Annotated in this window: 19 protein-coding genes; 14 read left to right on the top strand and 5 right to left on the bottom strand. The window is 55.2% G+C overall.

Going from position 1 to position 23,784, the window contains the following annotated elements; all coding sequences use genetic code 11:
- Window positions 1–54 precede the first annotated feature (54 nt).
- Window positions 55–729: a hypothetical protein gene (locus V3C20_RS02065; RefSeq protein WP_130083095.1), complete on the top strand. Its 675-nt coding sequence runs from the start codon at window positions 55–57 to the stop codon at window positions 727–729.
- Between the two features lie 45 nt (window positions 730–774).
- Window positions 775–2,178, top strand: coding sequence for a sulfatase-like hydrolase/transferase (locus V3C20_RS02060; protein WP_161981207.1), 1,404 nt, complete (start codon window positions 775–777; stop codon window positions 2,176–2,178).
- A 917-nt stretch (window positions 2,179–3,095) separates the two neighbouring features.
- Here the strand turns inward: V3C20_RS02060 and V3C20_RS02055 are convergent.
- Window positions 3,096–3,404 carry a hypothetical protein gene (locus V3C20_RS02055; RefSeq protein WP_130083093.1) on the bottom strand — a complete coding sequence of 103 codons (309 nt, stop codon included), beginning with the start codon at window positions 3,402–3,404 and terminating at the stop codon, window positions 3,096–3,098.
- A gap of 20 nt (window positions 3,405–3,424) precedes the next feature.
- Between V3C20_RS02055 and V3C20_RS02050 the strand changes: the two genes are divergently transcribed.
- The gene (locus V3C20_RS02050) at window positions 3,425–3,775 is read left to right on the top strand and encodes a hypothetical protein (protein WP_130083092.1); all 351 of its coding nucleotides are present in this window, start codon (window positions 3,425–3,427) and stop codon (window positions 3,773–3,775) included.
- 913 nt (window positions 3,776–4,688) lie between these two features.
- Window positions 4,689–4,901, top strand: a complete 213-nt coding sequence (locus V3C20_RS02045; RefSeq protein WP_130083091.1) for a hypothetical protein — start codon at window positions 4,689–4,691, stop codon at window positions 4,899–4,901.
- A gap of 245 nt (window positions 4,902–5,146) precedes the next feature.
- On the opposite strand, the gene aspS is transcribed toward V3C20_RS02045, so the two are convergent.
- Both aspS and hisS read right to left on the bottom strand, forming a co-directional pair.
- Entirely contained in the window at window positions 5,147–6,940 is a 1,794-nt protein-coding gene (gene aspS, locus V3C20_RS02040) for an aspartate--tRNA ligase (protein WP_130083090.1), read from the bottom strand.
- 34 nt (window positions 6,941–6,974) lie between these two features.
- Window positions 6,975–8,249, bottom strand: coding sequence for a histidine--tRNA ligase (hisS, locus tag V3C20_RS02035; RefSeq protein ID WP_130083089.1), 1,275 nt, complete (start codon window positions 8,247–8,249; stop codon window positions 6,975–6,977).
- 15 nt (window positions 8,250–8,264) lie between these two features.
- On the opposite strand from hisS, the gene V3C20_RS02030 reads away from it, so the two are divergent.
- The 6 genes from V3C20_RS02030 to hypE all read left to right on the top strand — a co-directional run bounded on the left by V3C20_RS02030 (window position 8,265) and on the right by hypE (window position 14,907).
- Complete coding sequence (locus tag V3C20_RS02030) at window positions 8,265–9,344, top strand: hypothetical protein (protein WP_130083088.1); 1,080 nt, start codon at window positions 8,265–8,267, stop codon at window positions 9,342–9,344.
- A 167-nt stretch (window positions 9,345–9,511) separates the two neighbouring features.
- Window positions 9,512–10,195: a hydrogenase nickel incorporation protein HypB gene (gene hypB / locus V3C20_RS02025; RefSeq protein WP_240042229.1), complete on the top strand. Its 684-nt coding sequence runs from the start codon at window positions 9,512–9,514 to the stop codon at window positions 10,193–10,195.
- Complete coding sequence (gene hypF, locus V3C20_RS02020; protein ID WP_130083086.1) at window positions 10,176–12,503, top strand: carbamoyltransferase HypF; 2,328 nt, start codon at window positions 10,176–10,178, stop codon at window positions 12,501–12,503. Before hypB ends, hypF begins: the two co-directional genes overlap by 20 nt.
- A gap of 3 nt (window positions 12,504–12,506) precedes the next feature.
- Complete coding sequence (locus V3C20_RS02015; protein ID WP_067571190.1) at window positions 12,507–12,749, top strand: HypC/HybG/HupF family hydrogenase formation chaperone; 243 nt, start codon at window positions 12,507–12,509, stop codon at window positions 12,747–12,749.
- A gap of 29 nt (window positions 12,750–12,778) precedes the next feature.
- Window positions 12,779–13,861 (top strand): hydrogenase formation protein HypD, encoded by a 1,083-nt coding sequence (gene hypD, locus V3C20_RS02010; RefSeq protein WP_238623768.1) that lies wholly within the window; start codon window positions 12,779–12,781, stop codon window positions 13,859–13,861.
- An 11-nt stretch (window positions 13,862–13,872) separates the two neighbouring features.
- A complete protein-coding gene (hypE, locus tag V3C20_RS02005; RefSeq protein WP_130083085.1) occupies window positions 13,873–14,907 on the top strand; it encodes a hydrogenase expression/formation protein HypE in 1,035 nt (344 codons plus the stop codon).
- A gap of 181 nt (window positions 14,908–15,088) precedes the next feature.
- Here the strand turns inward: hypE and V3C20_RS02000 are convergent, their stop codons facing one another.
- A complete protein-coding gene (locus V3C20_RS02000) occupies window positions 15,089–16,210 on the bottom strand; it encodes a tetratricopeptide repeat protein (protein WP_130083084.1) in 1,122 nt (373 codons plus the stop codon).
- Between the two features lie 845 nt (window positions 16,211–17,055).
- On the opposite strand from V3C20_RS02000, the gene V3C20_RS01995 reads away from it, so the two are divergent.
- The 4 genes from V3C20_RS01995 to groL all read left to right on the top strand — a co-directional run bounded on the left by V3C20_RS01995 (window position 17,056) and on the right by groL (window position 23,307).
- Window positions 17,056–19,041 carry a glycosyltransferase gene (locus V3C20_RS01995; RefSeq protein ID WP_161981206.1) on the top strand — a complete coding sequence of 662 codons (1,986 nt, stop codon included), beginning with the start codon at window positions 17,056–17,058 and terminating at the stop codon, window positions 19,039–19,041.
- 257 nt (window positions 19,042–19,298) lie between these two features.
- Window positions 19,299–21,227, top strand: coding sequence for a molecular chaperone DnaK (dnaK, locus tag V3C20_RS01990; protein WP_130083082.1), 1,929 nt, complete (start codon window positions 19,299–19,301; stop codon window positions 21,225–21,227).
- A 93-nt stretch (window positions 21,228–21,320) separates the two neighbouring features.
- Window positions 21,321–21,611 carry a co-chaperone GroES gene (gene groES / locus V3C20_RS01985; RefSeq protein ID WP_012420445.1) on the top strand — a complete coding sequence of 97 codons (291 nt, stop codon included), beginning with the start codon at window positions 21,321–21,323 and terminating at the stop codon, window positions 21,609–21,611.
- 40 nt (window positions 21,612–21,651) lie between these two features.
- Window positions 21,652–23,307, top strand: a complete 1,656-nt coding sequence (gene groL, locus V3C20_RS01980) for a chaperonin GroEL (protein WP_130083081.1) — start codon at window positions 21,652–21,654, stop codon at window positions 23,305–23,307.
- Window positions 23,308–23,491: 184 nt separating this feature from the next.
- On the opposite strand, the gene V3C20_RS01975 is transcribed toward groL, so the two are convergent.
- A complete protein-coding gene (locus V3C20_RS01975; protein ID WP_130083080.1) occupies window positions 23,492–23,728 on the bottom strand; it encodes a hypothetical protein in 237 nt (78 codons plus the stop codon).
- Window positions 23,729–23,784 lie beyond the last annotated feature (56 nt).

Genomic DNA, 23,784 nt, shown 5'->3' with positions numbered 1-23,784 from the left:
CACGGCATTTCCGGTGCAGTGCCTGATTATCCGGAATATCATGAAACGACTTTCATGGCTGCTTTTTTTCAAGTGAACTGTCCGAAGTGCGGAGCACCTCTGCTGCCGGAGAATGTGAATGTAGCCAGGAACGTGTTCCTGTGCCGCGCCTGTTCCCGCATGGGAAAATTTTCGGAACTGATGCAGACGGAGGAAGAAAAGGGGATTCCGGAAGTCATGCCGCACGGAGTTTCGGTTGCCAAGGACATGCACGGCATCGTACTGCACTTCGGGAAGATGAAGAAGGAGGGCTTTTTCCTGCTGCTGTTTTCCCTGGTCTGGAATGCGATGATCTCCTTTTTCCTGTACGTCATGGCTTCCGGAAAGCCTTATACCTTGAACGGCGTCAAGAAGACCGGCATGGACGAAACTGCGCTGCTGTTCATCATTCCATTTGTGCTGATAGGCGCTGCTACCTTGTTTGGGGCCATGTTCCTTCTGTTCGGTGCCGCAAAACTGGCATTGAGGCCGGGCCGGGGGGAATTGTTCCGGGGATTGTGGGGCGTGGGCAGGAGGCAGCGGTTCCTTTTGGCGAAGGGCGCCCGGATTGCCTTGGAGGATGAGGGCGGTGGAAGGGTGCTTGTTTCTGTGGAACAGCCGTCCGGTAGACCGTTCCTATTCGCTATGACGGCCATGGATACGGAAATGGGGAAGTACCTTGCGGCGGTGCTCAGACAGTGGAGGGAATAGGCTTTTTTGATAGATCCATTCATGGAGATACGTAGATTTAGCCAAATGATCAGGAAATTATACACGGTACTGGCCTTTGCGGGACTTTTTTGTTCCGTGGCTGTAGCGGAAACTCACACGGCCGCCCGGCCGAATATGATTGTCATTCTGGCGGATGATTTGGGATACGGGGATTTGGGATGCACGGGCTCCAAGCAGATTCCGACTCCTTCCATAGACAGGCTGGCAAAAGAGGGCGTGTTCTGTTCCCGCGCGTATGTGACGGCTCCCATGTGCGCCCCCTCCCGCATGGGACTGTTGACCGGACGGTTCCCGAAGCGCTACGGCATCACCACCAACCCCAATTCCAAAGTAGACTATTTGCTGGAATCCCATTACGGGCTGCCCCTGACGGAAAAGCTGATTCCCGAATATTTGAAGCCTTTCGGCTACCGGAGCGCCGTATTCGGCAAATGGCATCTGGGCCATACGAAGGGGTTTACCCCTCCGGAACGGGGATTTACCCATTGGTGGGGATTCCTGGGCGGCTCCCGCGATTATTTCCCCCGGAAAAAGGAGATAGAGGGCTTGAATCCGTCCGCCATTGAGTCTAACTTCACGGACAAGACGGGCATTACCTACCTGACGGACGACATTACGGGCAGGGCCGTGGAGTTTCTGAATGAAGCGAAGCAGGACAAGAAGCCGTTTTTCATGTTCGTCTCCTACAATGCGCCGCACTGGCCCATGCAGGCCAAGCCGGAAGACATAGCCCTGTTCAAGAATATCCAGAACCGGGAGCGCAGATTGTATTGCGCCATGGTGTACGCCATGGACAAGGGCATAGGGCGCATTCTGGACACCCTGAAAAAAGACGGCCTGGACGGAAACACCATGGTGGTTTTCCTTTCCGACAACGGCGGAGCGCCGGAGGCCCCGTCCTGCAACGCTCCCTTCCGTGGTCACAAGAGGCTGCATTTTGAGGGCGGCGTGCGTGTGCCGTTCATCATCAAATACCCGGCGGACAAGAGGCTTGTGCCCGGAAGCGTGTGCAAGCAGCCTGTGTCCACGGTGGACCTGCTTCCGGCCCTGCTGAAAGCCAACGGAGCAGAGATCCCCAAAAATCTGGACGGGATGGATATCCTGTCCCTGGTGGGGAACCGAACGGGCGAGGTGCCGCGAACGATGTTCTGGTGCACGGATTACACTTCCGCCGTGATGGATGGAGACCTGAAGTACCTGCTGGTGCCGGACCGTGCCCCGCAGTGCTACCGCGTCAGCAACGACTATCAGGAACAGAAGGATCTTTATTTCCAGAATCCCGCGCTTGCCGTACCTCTGGCACAGAAGCTGGGTTCCTATCTGACGGAGACTCCAGCCTGCCGTTATCCCGACAGCATTCAGTGGTCCTCCAAGCTGTTGAAGGAATATTCCAGGGCGGCCAGGCCGGAAGTGCAGCCGGGCAAGTAAGCCGGACTGTACCAGGTACGCAAGTTTTTTTCGTCCATGCCTTCCGGGACCAGGGTTACGGAAGGCATGGGGACTTCCCCTCAAAAGATTGCGGGGAAATATGAAATGAGAGGGATTCTGCAGTGTTCAAAATGATATTCATGGAAATGATGCTGTTGATTTATTGAAACCCGGATTTCAGGTTACTGACAATTATGGATAAAAATACTCGATCCCATCAATATTTCGCGAACCTCATGGAGGGAATATATCCTGCATCGCCCCTGCCGAGTGATGAACAATTTAAAATATGTATCAATTTCCTGGATGGTGAATCTTTTGCGCTCCCTGTAATTGAATTTTGCCATTATGCGCATGCCAGAAAAATAAACTGGATTGCATGTTCATGGAAACGGGATCTGCTTCCTCTTAAGTATGATACGACAATTTTACCGTCTTATATTTTTTCAACAACGTTTCTTAGATATTATTTCCCGTCATGCTTAAAATTGACTGTCGAATATTTTTTGGGTGATTATCATGAAGACGACATCGGGAATATCGACTCTTTTGTACAACATTCCATTGACAGTATCATTAATAATTACGATGCATTGAATGCAAGTGAGAAGAAGTTGATATCGGAAATATCAGAGCTGATAGAGAATAACTCATTTTACGATTATAAAAGCGAGTGCATGGAACTGAAAAGAATAATGATGTGCTGAGGATGCGGCGAAGAAAGAACATACGAGATTATGAACGGTTTCTCAGCAGGCAATGAAATGATATAATAAAAATACTGAAACAGACCATTATGAAGGAATGTAGTCTTTTTCGCAAGTCTCTGATTATAATATTTCGATGATTTTCAAAGGTAAATAAATTGCGGTGAAAATATTTTCACCTTTCGAAGGCAAAAATTATCCTGATAGTTATCAATAAATAATAAGTAAAGATTGTTGCTGTCGGCCGCCTTTCCATGTTGCGGTACCCATGATGAGGCTGCTCCTGGTTGTAGTGTTTGAGTCATTCGTTAAAAATCTTCTGGAGTTTTCCCGCGCTGGTATAAAATTTCTGTCCAGGGCTATGTCAAAAAACTCTTCCTCGGACGCCCTGTTGAAATGTCTCGTAAAGCCGTTTGTTTTAGGCGTTGCGGTACATGCTTTACGACGTTCAATACCGTTTAGCTCCGGGTAGATTTCATCATGGTGAGGGGTAAAGCTTGCCGCAGTATTTTCTCCCATGAACCGTCAGGATGGTTTCTATGTTCAAGCCGTGCTTCTCATGGATGGTAACGCGTCGTTATGCAGATGAGAGCTGCATGGTCGGGAAATTTGCCCATGTACAGGCAGACTCTTCTAACTTCCTTGAGTTTTCCCGCATAGAGGATGTCCTGACAGAGCTGGTACTTGGGAGGTTTGCTTTCCACATACCGTTCCTTGGAGTAGGGGATGGCTTTTCCGATGAATTTAATCTGCTCTGCGCTGAGCTGTTTGCCCTGGATAAGGTGCTCTTCTTCCAGCTTCAAGAGCTGTTTTATATGGCTGCCTTCCTTTTGCGGATTTTGATCGACCAGTTCCAGGATGCGTTTTCAACTTCGTCTGATGTGGTTTGAGGGTGCGTCTTATGGATTGGAGGCAGATCTAGTAAATCTTCAAAGCCTTGTTCCTTGAAAACGTTTGCGGTATTCGTAGAATTGGGCAGGTGAGATGTCTCTTTCCCGACATACCCGGCTGGCATTGTCGAGTTCTTCGGCGAGTTTGGGGTCTCAAGGCGCTGGGGCTTGATTGGGTTTCGGCTTTTGTTTCCTTTTTGGTACTGGAGTTGAATCTAGTTGGTAAGATGCCCGACTATGAATTTACAGGACTTGTGTGTAATATATTTGTTCTTTCCAAGACAGGAATTTCAATAATGCAGGGCTCCTGCGGGCAAAGATTCTTCCGGACGGATGAAAGGAACGGTTTTACCTGCCGGAAATGTTGAGTTTGAAACGTGATTTTTTTGCAGTGAAGCATAGTTTCGCTTGATTGGTAACAAGGGCTGCATATTTTTTTTTCGCTCATATTTTTTTTGATTTTTTTTGATGAGTGTAATTTTTAATATATGTTCGTTTTATTTGTGTTGTGATTATTTTCTAACATTTTTTGCTAGGCCCAGTTGATTTTATATATATAGTTTTTGGATATTGTATGAATATTTACATGTCCCTCTCTAGATCAATAGAATTAAGGAAGAATACATCAGGAAGTTACAAGGTCAGATTGACCATTGACCGTGGAAACAAATATTGCGGAGCCAGAAAGTCTCTCGGACTGGGTACTCACCAGGAAGAGTGTGCGTTAAGGCGCGCTTATCTGATACGGTGTTTGCTGTTTCATATGGGGTGGTTTCCCGGAGGAAAGATTGCCGTAAAGAGACAGCCGGGAAAGGATGGCAAGAGGATTTTCTGGTCGGGTGTAGAGCATTCCCAATATGATGAGATTCTAAAGATAGGGAGAAGAGGAGGACACCTGAAGGAGGGCGGGACCATGATGATTTGGTATCAGGTTAACGGCGATGAGGTTGTCCGATGTCATCGGCTGCGCATTTCCGGCTGGAAGACGAACGACCGGGAAGGCGATTTGAAGGTGCTGACGCATGGATTGCAGCATTGTGCGACGGAACAGCGTCAGAATCCCTGCCGGATTTTGAGTATTCAGATTGCTCCGGATCCAGATGCAGCAGGGCAGGAGGAGCATTGACCGGTTTACTGAGGAATAAGGGATGTAGAACAAAGTAGTATTTGGGAAGGGGATTTTGTCCCAAGACCCGGGTATGAGTTCAGCTATAACGGAAATGGCAGTGAATTTTAAAGGGAGATAGGGGAGATAGGGGAGATAGGGGATGGATGGCGGGTCTGACCGTTTTCTCTTTTGTTTTATGCGTGTAAAAAAGGCCCCGGAGGAAAAAATCCGTCCGGGGCCTGAAAAGGGAAGAATAAAGTATGTTATTTTTTAGCGGGCAGTTTCACCTGGATGTGAATGTCACGCAGCTGGCGTTCTTCCGCCGGGGCCGGAGAGTCGCTCATGAGGTCCACGCCGCGGTTGTTTTTCGGGAAAGCAATGACTTCGCGAATGGATTCCGCATCACAGATCATCATGACCAGGCGGTCCAGGCCCAGCGCCAGACCGCCGTGGGGAGGAGCCCCGAAGCTGAAAGCGTCCAGGATATGCCCGAATTGTTCGCGGGCCTGTTCTTCCGTGATGCCGAGCGCCTTGAACATGGCGGATTGCAGGTCGCGTTCGTGAATTCGGATGGAACCGCCACCGAGTTCCGTACCGTTGAGCACCACATCGTAAGCCTGGGCGCGGAGGTCGGCAGAGAGTTCTCCCTTGAGCAGTTTTTCCTCGTCTTCCTTGACGGGACGGGTGAACGGATGGTGGATGGCCGCCCAGCGCTGTTCTTCCTCATCCCAGCCGAGCAGGGGGAATTCGATGACCCACAGGAAGTCGCGCTCCTTGTTGTCCTTGAGAAGTTCCATGAATTCGGCGCATTGCAGGCGCACGCGGCCCAGGATGTCGCAGGAGGGTTCCCACGGACCGGCGGCAAAGAGAATGAGGTCTCCGGTTTCAATGTCCAGGGCTTCCGTGAGTTTCTGCTTTTCTTCTTCAGAAAGGAATTTGGAGATGGGGCTTCTCCAGTCGTCTTCACGCACTTTGATGTAGGCCAGCCCCTTGGCTCCGGCTTCCACGGCGGTTTTCGTGAGGGTGTCTATCTGACCGACGGAGGCGGTTCCGAAGCCCTTGGCGTTGATGGCCTTGACCACGCCGCCATTTTGCACGGCGGAGGCGAATACCTTGAAGCCGCTGTTTTCAAAGATGGAGGAGACGTCCGTGAGTTTCATGCTGAAGCGGCGTTCCGGCTTGTCGGAGCCGTATTGGTCCATGGCTTCCTTCCAGGTCATGCGCGGGAAGGGAGTGGGAATGTCCACGTCCAGGGCTTCCTTGTACACGCGCTTGAGTAGTCCTTCCACCAGGTTGTAGATGTCTTCCGGCGTGATGAAGGAGGCTTCAATGTCCACCTGCGTGAATTCCGGCTGCCGGTCCGCGCGCAGGTCTTCGTCGCGGAAGCAGCGGGCAATCTGAAAGTAGCGTTCCATGCCCGCTACCATGAGAAGCTGTTTGTACTGCTGGGGCGCCTGGGGCAGGGCATAGAATTTGCCGGGGGCCAAACGGGAGGGGACCAGGAAGTCGCGCGCGCCTTCCGGCGTGGATTTGGAGAGGATGGGGGTTTCAATTTCCAGGAAGCCGTGTTCATCCAGATAGTCCCGCGTGGTTTTGGTGACGCGGTGGCGGATCTGCATGTTGCGGGCCATGGAGGGACGGCGCAGGTCCAGAAAGCGGTATTTGAGGCGCAAGTCTTCGTTGGAGAGGGCCCGGTCCAGCTGGAAGGGGAGCACATCCGCCTTGTTGATGACGTTGAGGGCATTGGCGGAGACTTCGATTTCCCCGGTGGGAAGGTCTGCATTGGTGGTGTCCACTGTGTCCGTTTTCAAGCGGGCTTCCACCGTGCCGGAGATTTGGATCATGTCCTCGGAGCGGAGCTGCTGGGATGCCCTGGCCACGTCCTGGCTGACTTCCGGATGGAAGACTGCCTGGGTGATGCCGGTGCGGTCGCGCAAGTCGATAAATATGACGCCGCCGTGGTCGCGGACGGAGTCTACCCAGCCGATGAGGGTGGTCGGCTTGCCAATGTCCGCAGCGCGCAATTCGCTGCAGGTATGAGTGCGGTATGAGTTCATCTTTGTTTGAAATGGATGGTGGTGAAATGCTGGATCAGGCACGGTTCGCCACGGTTGCAATGGAGTCGAACAGGTCTTCCATGGCTATTTGGGCGGAGGTGCGTGCCGTCAGGTCGCGCAGTTCCAGGGTGGGGAATTCATCGCCGACCACCAGGGCAAGACGTGCCCCGGATTTGACGGCTTTCTGCATCTGTCCGTTGAATTTGGTGAAGGTCAGGGGGATGTCCACGCTGTAGCCCTGGTCACGGAGGGCCGAGGCGATGGAGAGTACTTCTGCACGGCGGTTTTCGGACGCTTGTATGATGAAGACGTCACATCCCGCGGCCGCCAGCGCCGCTTCTTTCAATGCCCTGGCACGAGGCGTCTGGTCGATGAGATGGCCGATGACGGCGTCTCCCATGGCGAAGCCTGTTGCGGGCATGTCCACCGCATTGCCGGAGAGGGCGGCCACGAGGGTGTCGTACCGACCTCCGCCGGCTACGGCGCGCAGGCTTCTTTGCGTGTCAAAGATTTCAAAGACCAGGCCGGTGTAGTACGCCAGGCCGCGGACTACGGAGAGGTCCAGCTTGACATAGGTTTCCAGGCCGCGAGCCGTCAGGTCCTTCAGCAGGGTTTCGTAGCGTTCGGAAGCTCCGGCAGGCGGGTTTTCAATGAAGTCCACGAGGTTGTTGCGGCTGATGCCGAAGGCATCCAGCTTGCGCTGGCATTCTTCCGGACGGTCGCGTTCGAATTTGTCTACGATACCAAGGAAAAGGGGGATGTCCTGTTCCTGTACACCGTGTTCCGCAGCGAACCTGATCCAAGCTTCACGGTCGGAGACGCGGACGATGAAGTCATTCTGCGTGAAGCCCAGTTCCCTCATGCAGTCGATAGCCAGGGCAATGAGTTCGGAGTCCGCCCAGGCGGAGCTTTCCCCCAGAATGTCCGCGTTGAACTGGTAGAATTCGCGCAGGCGTCCTTTTTGCGGTTTTTCGTAACGGAAGCAGGAGCCAATTTCAAACCACTTGAGCGGCTTGGTGTATTCCCGCTGGTACGCGGCGGCGATGCGTCCCAGGGAAGCCGTCAGTTCCGGGCGGATGGTGATGTCCCGTTCCCCCTGGTCCATGAAGCGGAAGAGCTGGGTGGGCAGTTCGCCTCCGCTTTTTTTCAGGTACAGTTCCGTGGCTTCCACCGTGGGGCCTTCCCATTCCAGGAATCCGTAGCGGTGCGCCACTCTTTTCCACACGTCAAAGAGGTAGTTGCGCACGGCGCAGTCCGCCGGGGAGAAGTCGCGGAATCCGGGAAGTGGTTGAAAGCGAGCGTCTGGCATAACCTGAGTAAAGGAATGTTAACTGAGGACGAAATAGTTTACAGGATTTTAATGCCTTGGCAAGCCCACATACTTACGATGAAGGAATTTCAAAGGAAAAGACATGAGCGGCCATGGCCGGAGCGGGTGATGAAGAAAGATGCTGATGCAGAAGGGGAACAGCGAGAATTTGAATTGTGTTTCAAGGCAATAAGATTATTCTTTGGAAATAATTGCCTTATTCCAATGATGGTGCGTGTTTTTCCCATTGCCTGTATTCTGGTTGCCGCCTGCATGCCTGAGACTGCTTTGGGCAGGGAGATGGGGCCCGATCCTTTGAAGGATTTACAGTATGATTTGAAGGAGGGCAACAAGATTGCCGAGAAGATAATTCGTTTATTGAAAAGTGTGAGAGAAAGGCAGCGTCTGGGTCCCGATGTACAGAAGAAGTCTGACGAAGATACTGTAAGAGCCCTTACAGTGGATGCCTGGAATGTCATGATCATTACAGGCAGGACGAGTTATTCTCCCGAATTATTGCGTTCCCGGGAAGCGTTGGAAGCAAAGGAGCTTGCATGTGTCCAGAGAGGAATTCTGGATGAAGCTGTGGACAGCTTTTTCCGCGACGGATTGATGGATGATGTGATTTGCAACGGAATCATGGATATATATCAGGCCATGGAAAGATGTTTTTGGGGAAAGACCGTTTTTCATGAGAATGGCCGGAAGGGTGCCTTTTCCCTCCTGCCCCCCTGTCTGTATGAGTATTTGGCCGTGAGCGTTTCCAGGCATGTGGAGGAGGTTAGGTCTATTCTAAAGAAGGCCGGGGCAGGGGAAGGAGACCAGGAGGCTGTGAAAGAATTGTGGAAAAAGGATTTTTCCTTATGGGATATTCAGAATTTGGCTGTATTGGCAAAAGATATGGTTATGCAGGAAGATATAGGGATACCGTGGGCACATGAGATAAGAATGGCGGCCGGAAGGCTTGACGCCGCCGTGAAGGAGCTGGAGGAAGGCGGGTATATGACGGAGCGCCTTGCCCAGGCCGTCGATCTGGTGTACATGCGGCTGGCCCTTCCCCGGCAGAGATATTCCGGAGTGGGAAATTCCCAATAAGGCCCTTTTGTTTATTGGAAAACGCGGCGTTTTTATTTGACCGGGAGACGGTATGACATAGGATAAGTGAGAAAGATTCACTTTTTCTGAATCAAATATCAGTATTGATTATGTGTAAAGATTGCGGATGCGGAGGTGAACACACCCATGAAGGACACGCCCACGGCATGGACGTCCATGTTCCCGTGCTGGATGCCAATGACCGTTTGGCGGAACGCAACAGAGGTTTTTTTGAAGCAAAGAAGCTGCTGGTCATCAATGTATTTTCCTCTCCCGGCTCCGGCAAGACATCCTTGCTGCAAAAGACGGCGGAGATGTTGAGGAACCGTGTCAGAATGGGGGTGATTGTTGGAGACCTGGCTACGGATCATGACGCCGAACGCCTGAGCCGTGCGGATATTCCCGTAGTGCAGATTACCACCGGCACGATGTGCCATTTGGATGCCCGCATGATTGCGGAGGCGATGAAGCGGATGCCGCTGGATGACCTGGATGTGCTGGTGATTGAGAATGTGGGGAACCTGGTGTGTCCCGCTTCCTATGATTTGGGGGAAGGAATGCGCGTGGTCCTGCTTTCCGTCACGGAAGGGGAAGACAAGCCTTTGAAGTATCCCCCCATGTTCCATTCCGCAGACGTGGCCCTGGTGACCAAGTCGGATCTGGCGGATGCCGTAGATTTTGACCGGGATGCCGCGCTGGCGGCTCTGAACAAGGTGGCTCATCACGCGCGCGTGGTTGAGTTGTCTTCCAAGACAGGGGAAGGAATGGATATTTGGTGCGGGGAGATTGAGGAACGGGTGCGCCGCATTCGTTCAGGAAGAGTTCAGGAGCATGTCCACCATCACCATTGAACAGGCTGTTTCAGCCTTGAAGATCGACATTACCGGCATGGTTCAGGGGGTCGGCTTCCGGCCCCACGTGTATCGGCTGGCCTCGCGTTTCGGCCTGAAAGGCTTCGTGCGCAATACGGAGTCCGGCGTGGAGATCCGCGTGGAGGGAGATGCGGGGGATGCCGAACGTTTTTTTGCGGAATTGATGGAAAGCCTGCCGGAACATGCCCGCGTTTACGGAACGGAACAGACCGTTTGCGAGCCTGCCGGGTATGAAGAGTTCCTGATTTTGGAGAGCGATCCCGCTTCCGGCGGCGTGCCGATCATGCTGCCGGACCTGGCTCCGTGCCCGGAGTGCCTCCGGGAGATGCGCGATCCGTCTTCCCGGCGCTATCATTATCCTTTTACCAACTGTACCCATTGCGGTCCCCGTTATTCCATTATCGAGTCCATGCCGTACGACCGCTCCGGAACCAGCATGAAGGGGTTCCGGATGTGTCCGGAATGCATGAAGGAGTACCAGGACGTGGGGGATCGGCGTTTCCATGCCCAGCCCATCGCCTGCCCGGAATGCGGGCCTTCCATGAAGGTGTTGTTTTCAGATGGTTCCGAGCTGGGCTTCGGCCACGGTTTTGATACCCCTGCGGCTCAGGTGGCATGGGTGCTGGCGGACGGCCTGATTGTGGCCCTCATGGGGGTGGGCGGTTTCCAGTTGCTGGCAGATGCCGCGTCCGAAGGAGCCGTCAGACGGCTGAGGAAGCTGAAGGGGAGGGATGCCAAGCCGTTTGCCGTGATGGTGCCGGATATGGCTGCGGCAGAGGCTCTGTGCCATTTGACGGAGGATGAGAAGCGGCTGCTGGCGTCTCCCGAGGCTCCCATCGTACTGGCGGTCAAGAGGAAGAATGTGGATTTGGCGCCTTCCGTATGCATGTTCAGCCGTTTTGCCGGGATTATGCTGCCGTCTTCCCCGGTGCATGCGCTGCTGATGGATATGTGGAGAAAGCCTCTCGTGGTGACCAGCGGCAATTTGAGCGGGGAGCCTTTGTGTATTTCCGTGGAAGAGGCGTTGCAGAAGCTGGAGAATGCGGCGGACGTGTTTTTCGTGCACGACCGGCCGATCGTGCGTCCGGTGGATGATTCCGTGGTGCGCGTGGCGGGCGGCAGAACCATGATGGTGCGCCGGGCCCGCGGTTATGCGCCCCGGCCTGTATGGCGCACCGCGCCGGAGGCGCCTAAGGTGCTGGCTCTCGGCTCCGGGTTGAAGAATACCGTTTGCTGGCTGAAGGATGGCGTGGCCGTGATGAGCCAGCATCTGGGGGATTTGGACAGCGCCGCCGCCCTGCGCGCTTTTGAGCGGACGGTGGAAGTTCTGGGGAGTACCTTGAAGGCCGTGCCGGATGTGATTGCCGTGGACGCCCATCCGGACAATCCGACGGCAGCGCTCGCCCGGCGTTTGGCCAGGGAATGGGGCGTTTCCGTTTTTCCCGTACAGCATCATCAGGCGCATGTGCTTGCCTGCGCCGCAGAGAATGGAACTCCTTTCCCCGCCCTGGGCGTAGCCTGGGACGGAACGGGGTTCGGCACGGATGGAACGGTGTGGGGTGGTGAGTTTTTTATCATGGAGGAGCAGGGTGCTCCCAAACGGGTGGCGCGGATCAGGCCGTTCCTGCTGCCCGGCGGGGATGAAGCGGTGAAGGAGCCAGCCCGCTGCGCCTGCGCCCTGGCCCGGCAAATGGCTGAGTGGGGGACGGATGGACTGTTCCGGCGCCTGGAGCACGGAATTCCTCCCCGGAAGCGGCAGGCTCTGGAAACGATGATGGAGCGGCATGTTCATTGCCCGGCAACGTCTTCCATGGGGAGGCTGTTTGATGCGGTGGCGTTCTGGTGCGGTTTTGACGGTGCGGCGGGGTGCGAAGGCCATGCCGCCATGGTGCTGGAGTCTTGGGCAGCCTCCCTTCCCGAAGACGGCCCGGAGGGCGATTCGTACGAATGGGTGATGCATGAAGAAGGCAGCCTGCTGGAGCTGGACTGGAGACCCGTTCTGAAAGCGTTGAATGATGATTTGCTGGCCGGTGTTTCCCGTTGCCGGATGGCCCGGAAGTTTCATGAAAGCCTCGTGAACCTGGTGTTTGATGTGGCGGAGCGTTTTTCCCAGGACAGGCTGGTGCTGGGAGGCGGCTGCTTTCAAAATGCGTTTTTGCTTGAAGGCCTGATGGGCATGGCGCAGTCTAGGGCGTGCGTTTTGTCGCTGCCGCAGCGCGTCCCCTGCAATGACGGAGGGATTTCCCTGGGGCAGGCGGCCGCCGCCGTGCGTCAATGGAAAGGATAAAGTATGTGTTTGGCCGTTCCCGGAAAAATCGTAAGCGTTCATGAAAAAGATCCTCTGTTCCGCCTGGGCGTGGTGGATTTCGGCGGAGTGACGCGGGAAGTGAATCTGGCCTGCGTGCCGGAAGCGGAGGTGGGGAGTTACGTTATTGTGCATGTGGGAATGGCCCTGAGCGTGCTGGATGAGGAAACCGCCCTTGAGACAAGGAGGGAGATGCGCGAGATCGTGGAGAATTCCGAACCCGTGTGAGGGCCGTTTCATCCGGATAACAGGAAGATTTGCTCGTCGAATTTATGCAGGAGGAAGTTTATCAACTGCTTGATGACCTGAATCATGCCGTTACGCGCCCGTGGGCGGTGATGGAAGTGTGCGGCGGCCAGACGCATGCGATCGCTTCCCTGGGACTGGAAGAATTGCTTCCGCCGGAGCTGCGCCTGATTCACGGCCCCGGCTGCCCGGTCTGCGTCACCTCCGTGGATTTGATTGACCGGGCCGTGGAGCTGAGTCTCAAGCCTGGTGTGGCTGTGTGCAGTTACGGCGATATGATGAGGGTTCCTGGTTCCCACGGGGATTTGCTGTCCGCCAAGGCGTGCGGCGGGGATGTCCGGCTGATGTATTCTCCGCTGGAGGCTGTTGCGCTGGCGGGGGCCAATCCCGGTCTGGACGTGGTGTTTTTTGCCGTGGGTTTTGAGACTACCGCTCCGGCTACGGCGCTGGCCATGCAGCAGGCGCGTGCCCTGGGGTATGCCAATTTTTCCGTGCTTTGCGCCCATGTTCTGGTGCCTCCCGCCCTGGAATGGCTGATGGACCAGCAGGAAGGAAGGCCGGATGGCTTCCTGGCTCCTGGACATGTTTGCGCCGTGACGGGGGAGAAGGATTACGGGCGTCTTGCCGAGCGCTACCGGGTGCCGATGACGGTTACCGGGTTTGAAGGAACGGACCTGCTCCACGGCATTCTAATGTGCGTCCGTCAGCTTGAGGCCGGGGAGCATGGAGTCCGGAATGCCTACCGGCGTTACGCAAGGCCGGAAGGGAATCCAGCCGCCAAAAGGCGGATGGAAGATGTTTTTGAAACGGAGGATCGTCATTGGCGCGGGCTGGGGCTGATACCGGACGGCGGCATGAAGGTGCGATCGGAATGGCGGCATATGGATGCTTCCGTCCGTTTTGACTGCCGCGCCTGTGACGGCACGGCGGATGAGGCTTCCGGCTGCATGGCCGGGCAGGTGCTGCGCGGTTTGCTGAAGCCGGTGGAATGCCCCCATTTCGCTTCTTCTTGTACGCCGCTGAATCCGCTGGGGGCTCCCATGGTGTCCGGGGAAGGGGCCTGTGCGGCCTATTACCGCTATAAAAGGAGCTGATTTTATTTCTTATGTTTGAGTGTCCTGTTCCAGAATCCGTTTCCGACCGCATCCAGATGGCTCACGGCGGCGGTGGCCGCCTGATGAATGACCTGATCCGCTCCGTGTTTCTGGAGGCTTTCGGTTCTCCGTCCGGCAGCGTGCAGAATGATTCCTCCGTGTTGCCTTTTCCTGCAGGGCGTCTGGCGGTGACAACGGATAGCTTCGTGGTGCAGCCCCTGGAGTTTCCCGGCGGCAATATCGGCTCCCTGGCCGTTCACGGGACGGTGAATGATTTGGCCATGAGCGGCGCGGAACCGCTGTACCTGACGGCGGGGTTCATTCTGGAGGAGGGGCTTTCCCTGGATGTCCTGAACAGAGTGGTACGCTCCATGGCTGAGGCTGCCCGTCTGGCGGGCGTTCGTATCGTCACAGGGGATACGAAGGTGGTGGAACGGGGAAAGGGCGATGGTATTTATATCAATACCGCCGGGGTGGGAGCGGTGCCGCATGATTTGGAGATCAGCCCTGCCTCCGTGCGTCCGGGGGATGTCGTTCTGCTGAGCGGGGATTTGGGCAGGCACGGCATGACGATCATGGGCCTGCGGTCGGGGTTGTCCTTTGGCGAAGATTTGTGCAGTGATTCGGCGCCTCTTCATGAGTCCGTAGCCGCGCTGATCCGTGCCGGGATTCCCGTGCATTGCCTGAGGGACGTGACCCGCGGCGGTTTGACGGCCACTCTTTCAGAGATTGCAGAGGCTTCCGGGCTCACAGTGAAGCTGGATGAAATGTCCATTCCGGTCCGGGATGACGTGAGGGCTGCGTGCGGCCTGCTGGGATTGGACCCGCTGCAAGTGGCGTGCGAAGGGCGTTATCTCGCGATTTTGCCCGGAGAATATGAAGATGAGGCGTTGCGCCTGATGCGCAGTTGCAGCGTTTCCTCCGGGGCCTGTCTGGTTGGCCAGGCGGAGGAGTTCGGGGCGGCTCCCCTGCTGATGAAGGGCAGACTGGGCGTGGAGCGGGTACTTGGCATGCCATCCGGCATGCAGCTTCCGAGGATTTGCTGAGGACGGGACGGTTGAAAGCGCCATTCCTGGCGGCAATTTTCCGTTCCGGATTTCAGCAGGGAAGCGGATGACCCGCTTCCCTGCCGGTTCCATGGTTTTCATAGGGAATTGCCGGAGCGGCTGCGTGAGCCGTCAATGATGCGGCAGCCGGCTTTTTATGGGTGTGTTTGTTGGGAAATGATTAGATTAACAATGGTTCTCCTGCCGGAGCTTCCGGAAGTTTTTTCAATGCCGCCTGTGCCTGAACATGGCCCTGGTCCGCCGCTTTCTGCAGCCATTCCCTTGCCGTGTCCAGGTTGCGTTCCACGCCAAATCCATGCTGGTACATGATTCCCACGTTGTACTGTTCGGATGCATAGCCGGCTCTGGCGGCGCGCTTGTTCCGGTTGATCCATTCCGTGGCTTCCGCTTTATTGAAGTCGAGGGCCTTGCAGGCTTTTTCCCATGTGTCTCCATATTTCATGGCTGCACGGGCAAACCCTGCCAGGGCGGCTTTTCTCGTGTATTCCTCGGCAAGTTGCATATTTTTTTCCACTCCGTCCGTTCCTACTCGGTAAAGATGGGCCAGTCCCCAGTAACCGTTGGGGCTGCCGAGGTCGGCGGCTTTCTGGAAATGCTGGAGGGCTTCCGGATGCTTTTTGTGGGACATGGCGAATACGGCATTGGAGAGGAATCTCTCGGCTTTCGCGAATTCGTAGAATTCCGGAATGGCTGCCCATTCGGATTTCAGCTTGTCCCGGTCCTTTTTGGATTTGGGCGGCATGCCGGAGGGCGGGGAAAAGCGGAAGATGGGCATGTAGCCGGAGGCTCCCGCGTTTGCCAGGCCGGACATCAGAAAACAGCCCGGCTGGATGCGCCACATGTGCATGTACATGACCCGCTCAGCCGGGAGGGAATCCTTTTCAATCCAGTCCGGCATGTTCATGGGCGGTCCGTAAAGCCCCGTCAGTCCGTTCAGCATGCGCTTATACAGGGATTTTAGGCGCGTATCGTATTTATCCTTGCTCACTTTTGAGTTGGAATAGAAGGAAACGGATCTCAGCGCCCCCTCTTTGTCGTAGTCAAAGTGAAGGGAAAAGTAGAGTCCGCCGATGGGCTTTTTCGTTTTGAAGGCCCCGTTGAGTCCGGTCCGGCTCAAGTAGGCGTCCGTACCGGGGCCTTCAAGGGATTTGCAGGATTTCAGGGAACTCAGCAATTGGGATTCCTGCATTCCTGCTTCCAAAGGGCCGTAAAGCGGCGAGGCATGGCAGCAGAAGGGTGTGCACAATGCAGCTGCATAGCTGTAATAGGCTATAGGTTTCATTGGGGTGTGATGGGATTGGGATTGTTGTTCATTTCAATAGCGAATTAGTAATCCGGCTGAAATACACAACAGAAGTAAAATAAGACGGACTATGATTATTTTCAAGAAATTATGTTATCATCTAACAGATATGTTCCATTTGGTCTTCATTCGGGATAATAATGGATTGAATTGGAGAAATATACTTGATATGAAAAACTAATATTGACGCCGGATTACTAATCCGGAGTCTGTGGAATGTTTTTGTTATGTGTGATTGGAATGTTATTGTATACAGTCAGTTATTTATTTTGTTAGAAAATCTGTCAGGTCTTTTCCAGAGAATGGAAGTTTTGCATCCTTGTATGAAAACGCTCTAGCCTGCGATTAACGGTGATTGTTTTTTTTCAGAAAAATATTGCCCATTATTCATATATTCGGTTTTTAACGGGTTGGCATGTAGCGGAAGCTTGGCGGATTATAAATCCGCCGCCCGTTCGCAATGGTGGAATGGTTGTCCCATACGACATACTGTCAACGGATAATAGTTGAATCGCCTGTGAGGACGCTGGCCGTTATTTATGAAGATTCGTGTTCTTTTTTGCGCAGGAAATCGTTTTTTCTTAAAATTTTTGATTGACTGCGGATTTATAATGCGCGTTTCCGTCAGACAATCGTTTATGTGGTTTGTTGTCAGATATCAACACGGTTTAAGGCAACTGAATGTTGTGGGAAACGGGAAAAAAGGCGGTCGCCATCAAGTCGTTTTTCAGTTCGGTGTACAGGCCGGACAACGATGGCTGGTGACGATTTTGTTTCGCTGTCCGGCTTGTTTGACCAGGTGCTCCGGTTCATGGTACCGGGGCATGAGAATTGATTTGGTGACGGATACCTATGAGCCGGACGTAAATGGCGTGGCCATGACTCTCGGGCGCCTGGTGAAGGATCTGAAGGCCCGGGGCCATCTGGTGCATGTTCTGAGGGCATCCGAACGAGGGAGCGCATCCATGACGGGCGAGACGGTCATGCCGTCCCTGTCCCTTCCCATTTACCATGAAGTGAAGATAGGGCTGCCTTCCGTCGACAGGTTTCGTTCCCGGTGGTTGAGGAAGAGACCGGATGTGGTGTATGTTGCCACGGAAAGCCCCATGGGCGCGTCTGCGTCCAAGGCGGCGAGGGCGCTGGAAATTCCCGTGGTGATGGGGTTCCACACCAATTTTCACCAGTACATGAAGAATTACAATTTTTCAGGGTTGGAAAATGCCGCTCTGAATTACCTGCGCAAATTGCATAATCGGGCCAGATTGACCGTGGTACCGACGGAAGAAATGCTCATTTCCCTGAGCGGACTTGGTTTTGAACGTCTGGCCGTCATGGGACGCGGTGTAGATACGGTTCTGTTTGACCCCGAAAAGAGGGATATTTCCCTGCGCCAGTCCTGGGGCGTCTGGCGGGATGAAATTGTGTTCGGAGTGGTGGGGCGCCTGGCCCGGGAAAAGAACCTGGTTACGGTTTTGAGCCTTTATACCCGCCTTCAGCGGGAGTTCCCGGACCGCGGAATGAAAATGGTTGTGGTGGGGGACGGCCCCATGATGAACGGCTTGCGCAGCGAATTTCCGGACGCCGTGTTTTGTGGCGTCCGCAGCGGGGAGGACCTGGCACGGCATTACGCGGCAATGGACGTGCTTCTGTTTGCCAGTGAGACGGAAACATTCGGCAACGTGTTGCTGGAAGGAATGGCCAGCGGGCTGGCAACAGTGAGCTACCGTTATGCCGCGTCCGCAGATGTAGTACTCAACGGTGTGAACGGCCTGCAGGCGGAGAAGGGGGATGTGGAGGGCTTTTATGCGGCCATGCGCCGCCTGCTTCAGGAGGCGGAGCTGGTCCGCAGGCTGGGAGAACAGGGGCGGCAGGCCGTCCGTTTCAGAACCTGGGACGCCGTCTGCGACCGGTTTGAGGAAATTCTTGCTTCCGTAGCCTGTGAGGAGAACGGCGCGGGATGCGCGCGTCCCCCATGCGGTGCGGTGCTGGAGTGCCGTACGGTGTTTCTTTCCGATATTCACTTGGGGACCAAGGATTCCAGGGCGGACGAATGCCGCAGGTTCCTGAAGCATATCCGGGCGGAAAAGATCGTGCTGGTGGGGGACATTGTGGATGCCTGGGCTCTTTCCCGCGGCAGCCGCTGGCGCAGGCGGCATACGCGTTTTATCCGCACTCTGTTGAAGAAGATGGAACAGGAGGACATGGAAGTACTGTACCTGCGCGGGAATCACGATGACGTTCTGGAGCGGTTTCTTCCCTTCGCCCTGGGGCGGCTGCACATCGCCAAGGAATATGTTCACGGGGCGGCGGACGGCCGCCGTTACCTGTGCGTGCACGGCGACGGGTTTGACGCCATTTCCACCAATCACCGGTGGCTGGCGGTGCTCGGCTCTCTGGGCTATGACGTGCTGCTGATGGTCAACCGTCTGTACAACAGGTACCGTGCCTGGCGCGGCAAGGAGTATTATTCCGTTTCCCGCGCCATCAAGGGAAAGGTGAAATCCGCCGTCAATTTCATCGGCAAGTATGAGGAACAGCTTCAGAATCTGGCGGTCAAAAGACAGTGCGAAGGGATCATCGCCGGGCATGTGCACCATCCGGCGGACGCCATGGTGGGGGATATACGCTATCTGAATTGCGGAGACTGGGTGGAAACCATGAGTGCGGTGGTGGAATATACCGACGGCCGGATGGAAACGCTGCTTTACAAGGATTTCATGAAGCGCCTGGCGTATGGGGAATGCTGTGGTTCCGTCAATTCCGCCGGAGGAAATGCGGAGTGGGCATCCGCCACACATGGGACAAAGTGACCGGGTGGGACATTTTGTCACTGTTTTGGTGTGACAAAATGTCGCTTTTGGGCATGCCAGCGGAATGTATGAAGAAGTTGTAAAATATATACATATTTGATTTACAGTAGATTATTTTATTTTCTTTCCATTTGGACGGGGCTGGCATGGCATTTGCATCAAGGAAGACAAGAACATGAGTTTACCTGTATGACACTTCAGGTCATAGGGAGATCAAATCTCAACGGAATCCATTTAAAACAATCTAACATAACGATATGGCTAAAATATTAGGAATTGACTTGGGCACGACCAACTCGTGCATGGCTGTGATGGAAGGCGGTCAGGCGACCGTTCTTGAAAACAGCGAAGGTGCGCGCACCACTCCCTCCATTGTGGCCTTCACCAAAAGCGGTGAACGTCTCGTGGGGCAGGCCGCCAAACGCCAGGCGGTAACCAATCCGAAGAACACCGTGTTTTCCTCCAAGCGTCTGATCGGCCGCAAGTACAGCGAGTTGACGGACGAGGATAAAAAGGTTCCTTATGAAATTGTGGAAGCTCCCAACGGGGATGCTTACATCCGCGTGGAAGTGGGCGGTGAAAAGAAAACTTTCTCACCCCAGGAAATCGCTTCCATGGTGCTGGCCAAGCTGAAGGCCGATGCGGAATCCAAACTGGGCGAAACTATCACGGAAGCCGTGATCACCGTCCCCGCCTATTTCAACGACGCCCAGCGCAACGCGACCAAGGCCGCCGGTGAAATCGCCGGGCTGAAGGTGCGCCGCATCATTAACGAACCGACCGCTGCGGCCCTGGCCTACGGCCTGGACAAGAAGTCCAATGAAAACATCGCCGTTTATGACCTTGGCGGCGGCACCTTCGATATTTCCGTGCTGGAAATCGGCGACGGCGTCTTCGAAGTAAAAGCTTCCGACGGCGATACCCACCTGGGCGGCGACGACTGGGACAACGCGATCATTTCCTGGATCATGGATGAGTTCAAGAAGGATTCCGGCATGGATCTTTCCAATCAGCCGGACGCCATCCAGCGTATCAAGGAAGAGGCTGAAAAGGCCAAGATTGCCCTTTCCTCCACCCAGAGCTACGATATCAGCCTGCCGTTCATCACGGCGGACGCTTCCGGCCCCAAGCATATTCAGCTGACGCTGAGCCGTCCCAAACTGGAACAGCTTACGGAAGACCTGCTGGACCGCACCCGCAAGCCCGTGCTGGACTGCATTTCCGCCTCCGGACTGAAGACCGGCGACATTGATGAACTGGTGCTGGTGGGCGGCATGACCCGCATGCCCGCCGTTCAGGAAATGGCCCATACGCTGGCCGGCAAGGAACCCCACAAGGGCGTGAACCCGGACGAAGTGGTGGCTGTAGGCGCCGCTATTCAGGGTGGCGTCCTCCAGGGCGACGTGAATGACGTTCTGCTGCTGGACGTGACTCCCCTGACATTGTCCATTGAAACAATGGGCGGCATCGCCACTCCGATGATCGACCGCAACACGACCATCCCCGTGCGTAAGAGCCAGGTATTCTCCACCGCTGCGGACAACCAGCCCGCCGTGGATATCCGCGTGTGCCAGGGCGAACGCAAAATGTTTGAGGACAACAAGCTTCTCGGCAACTTCAAACTGGACGGCATTTCTCCGGCTCCCCGCGGCGTGCCTCAGATTGAAGTTACCTTCGACATTGACGCCAACGGCATTCTGCACGTTTCCGCCAAGGACAAGGGGACCGGCAAGGAACAGAAGATTTCCATTCAAGGTTCCAGCGGCCTTTCCAAGGATGAAATCGAGCGCGCCAAGCGCGATGCGGAAGCCCATGCGGAAGAAGACAAGAGGCGCGCCGAAGAAATTGACACCGTCAACCAGGCCGACTCCCTTTGCTTCTCCGTGGAACGCCAGCTTAAAGACATGGGCGACAAGCTGCCCGCGGATCTCAAGAGCGACATTGAAGGCAAGGTGACCAAGTTGAAGGAAGCCATTTCCAGGAAGGACTATGAGGCTATCAAGTCCGGCAAGAGCGACCTGGAAGCCAAACTGGAAGCCCTTTACAAGGCAGCGGAAGCCGCCCAGCAGTCCGCCGGTGCGTCCGGCCCCATGCCGGGAGCCGCTCCTGAGGAAGAAGCTTCCGACGGCCCCCGCAAGGCTAAAGGCCGCGTGGTGGACGCCGAAATCGTCGACGACGACAAATAAACCTTTTCCGGAGGGTGGGGAAAATCCTCCTCCCCCCTCCTCCGGAACATTACATCCATATATTCATCTACAATAAAACAAACACAACATACTATGGCTAACATCAAACCCCTCGGACAACGTGTGCTGGTCAAGCGCATTGAAGCTGAAACCAAAACCGCCGGCGGTCTGTTCCTGCCGGACACCGCCAAGGAAAAACCGCAGGAAGCTGAAGTGATCTCCGTAGGTACCGGAGGCCGCGACGAGAAAGGCGCCCTGATCGAATTCACCGTCAAGCCCGGCGACCGGGTTCTCATTTCCAAGTACGGCGGTACGGAAATCAAGCTGGACGGAGAAGATTATCTGATTCTGTCTGAAAACGACATTCTGGCCATCATCGGCTAAACCAACCTTATTTATTCACACACATCTTTAAAAACCTGATATTATGGCTAAACAAATCCAATTTGATGAAACCGCTCGCCAGGCGCTGCTCCGCGGCGTGGAACAGATCGCCAAGGCTGTCAAGAGCACGCTGGGCCCTGCCGGTCGCAACGTGGTGATCGACAAGAAATTCGGCTCTCCCCTCATCACCAAGGACGGTGTGACAGTGGCCAAGGAAATCGAACTGGAAGACCCGTTTGAAAACATGGGCGCCCAGCTTGTCCGCGAAGTCTCTTCCAAGACCAACGACGTGGCCGGTGACGGCACCACCACCGCCACCGTACTGGCTGAAAGCATTTACCGCGAAGGCCTGCGCAACGTCACCGCCGGCGCCAACCCGATTTCCCTTCAGAGGGGCATCATGAAGGCCTCCGACGCCGTGGTGGAAGAACTCAAGAAAATCAGCAAGCCCGTTGACTCCAGCAAGGAGGTGGCCCAGGTCGCTACCGTTTCCGCCAACTGGGACGATGAAATCGGCAATATCATTGCCGAAGCCATGGACAAGGTGGGCAAGGACGGCACCATCACCGTGGAAGAAGCCAAGGGCATTGAAACCACGCTGGACGTGGTGGAAGGCATGCAGTTTGACAAGGGCTACCTGTCTCCCTACTTCGTGACCAACGCGGAAACGATGGAAGCGGTTCTGGAAAACCCCTACATCCTGATTCACGAGAAGAAGATCAACAACTTGAAGGATTTCCTTCCGTTGCTTGAAAAAGTGGCCAAGAGCGGCCGTCCCTTCCTGGTCATTGCCGAAGACATCGAAGGCGAAGCCCTCGCCACCCTCGTGGTCAACCGTCTGCGCGGTGTGCTGAACATCTGTGCCGTGAAGGCCCCCGGCTTCGGCGACCGCCGCAAGGCCATGATGGAAGACATCGCCATCCTGACGGGCGGCAAATGCATCACGGAAGACCTCGGCATCAAGCTGGAAAACGTGGGTATTGAAGACCTCGGTCAGGCCAAGCGCGTCACCGTCTCCAAGGATGAAACCGTCATCGTGGAAGGCGCAGGAAAGTCCGCGGACATTGAAGCCCGCATTTCCCAGATCCGCCATCAGATCAAGGACACCACGTCCGACTACGACCGTGAAAAACTCCAGGAACGCCTGGCCAAGCTGGCCGGCGGCGTGGCCGTCATCCATGTGGGTGCCGCTACGGAGACGGAAATGAAGGAAAAGAAGGCCCGTGTGGACGACGCCCTGCATGCGACCCGTGCGGCCGTGGAAGAAGGCATCGTGCCCGGCGGCGGCGTAGCCCTGATCCGTGCCCAGAAGGCCATTGATGGCCTGAAGCTGGAAGGGGACGAACACACCGGCGCGGAAATCGTGTACCGTGCGGTGGAGGCTCCGCTCCGCCAGCTTGCCTGCAATGCCGGCCGCGAAGGCGCCCTCATCGTCGCCAAGGTGAAAGGCATGAAGAAGGCTGCCGAAGGCTACAACGTGGCCACGGACAAGTACGAAGACCTGCTTTCCGCCGGTGTGGTGGACCCGACGAAGGTGACCCGTTCCGCTCTGCAGAACGCGGCTTCCATCGCCGGCCTCCTGCTTACCACGGAATGCGTCATTGCCGACAAGCCCGAGAAGAAGGGCTGCGGATGCGGCAGCGGCGCTCCCGACATGGGCGGCATGGGAGGAATGGGCGGCATGGGCATGATGTAAGCCCTCCCCGTTTCTTCGGGACAATGCGACGAATCATTCAGGCTCTCCGGTTTTCCGGAGAGCCTTTTTGTATGGAAAAGAAATGGTCTTCCGGATTTGAACGGCATCAGCCTCTTTCCATTTGACCGGAGGAAACCGCGGTTTTCCGGATCTTCCACATGTGCCGTCTCATGCCGGATGAAGATCAGGAGGATAGGCTTTCTATGGAAAATATCTCCATGACGCCCCACAGCAGGCTGACGATGTTCAGGATGAAACTGCCGATGAACGTCAGGTCCAACAGGATCCGTGCGGGAGGCGGTGCCTTTGTGGGGACAAGTTCCCGCATGTCGGCATCTTTTCCCCGGCAGAAGGGGGAAGCCCCCAGGACAGCATCGGGGGATGGTAAGATTTCATCACGGAAGGGAACGAACCTGTTCACGATGCCCGATCATGAAGCGGATATACTGCAAATGTGACGAATTGTTCACGCTTTAA

It is taken from the genome of Akkermansia sp. RCC_12PD (assembly GCF_036417355.1).
Classification (GTDB): domain Bacteria; phylum Verrucomicrobiota; class Verrucomicrobiia; order Verrucomicrobiales; family Akkermansiaceae; genus Akkermansia.
Note: the sequence above shows the minus strand (reverse complement) of the source record. Positions and strands in the feature narration are given on the sequence as shown.

Coding starts and splice junctions, on each gene's coding strand:
- hypF (WP_130083086.1), top strand. CDS start 10,176: ATGTCCACCATCACCATTGAACAGGCTGTTTCAGCCTTGAAGATCGAC.
- V3C20_RS01995 (WP_161981206.1), top strand. CDS start 17,056: ATGAGAATTGATTTGGTGACGGATACCTATGAGCCGGACGTAAATGGC.
- V3C20_RS02030 (WP_130083088.1), top strand. CDS start 8,265: ATGTTAACTGAGGACGAAATAGTTTACAGGATTTTAATGCCTTGGCAA.
- aspS (WP_130083090.1), bottom strand. CDS start 6,940: ATGAACTCATACCGCACTCATACCTGCAGCGAATTGCGCGCTGCGGAC.
- hisS (WP_130083089.1), bottom strand. CDS start 8,249: ATGCCAGACGCTCGCTTTCAACCACTTCCCGGATTCCGCGACTTCTCC.
- V3C20_RS02050 (WP_130083092.1), top strand. CDS start 3,425: ATGTTCAAGCCGTGCTTCTCATGGATGGTAACGCGTCGTTATGCAGAT.
- V3C20_RS02000 (WP_130083084.1), bottom strand. CDS start 16,210: ATGAAACCTATAGCCTATTACAGCTATGCAGCTGCATTGTGCACACCC.
- V3C20_RS02055 (WP_130083093.1), bottom strand. CDS start 3,404: ATGGGAGAAAATACTGCGGCAAGCTTTACCCCTCACCATGATGAAATC.
- V3C20_RS02065 (WP_130083095.1), top strand. CDS start 55: ATGGCTGCTTTTTTTCAAGTGAACTGTCCGAAGTGCGGAGCACCTCTG.
- V3C20_RS02060 (WP_161981207.1), top strand. CDS start 775: ATGATCAGGAAATTATACACGGTACTGGCCTTTGCGGGACTTTTTTGT.
- hypB (WP_240042229.1), top strand. CDS start 9,512: ATGGACGTCCATGTTCCCGTGCTGGATGCCAATGACCGTTTGGCGGAA.
- hypE (WP_130083085.1), top strand. CDS start 13,873: ATGTTTGAGTGTCCTGTTCCAGAATCCGTTTCCGACCGCATCCAGATG.
- V3C20_RS02015 (WP_067571190.1), top strand. CDS start 12,507: ATGTGTTTGGCCGTTCCCGGAAAAATCGTAAGCGTTCATGAAAAAGAT.
- dnaK (WP_130083082.1), top strand. CDS start 19,299: ATGGCTAAAATATTAGGAATTGACTTGGGCACGACCAACTCGTGCATG.
- groES (WP_012420445.1), top strand. CDS start 21,321: ATGGCTAACATCAAACCCCTCGGACAACGTGTGCTGGTCAAGCGCATT.
- V3C20_RS02045 (WP_130083091.1), top strand. CDS start 4,689: ATGATGATTTGGTATCAGGTTAACGGCGATGAGGTTGTCCGATGTCAT.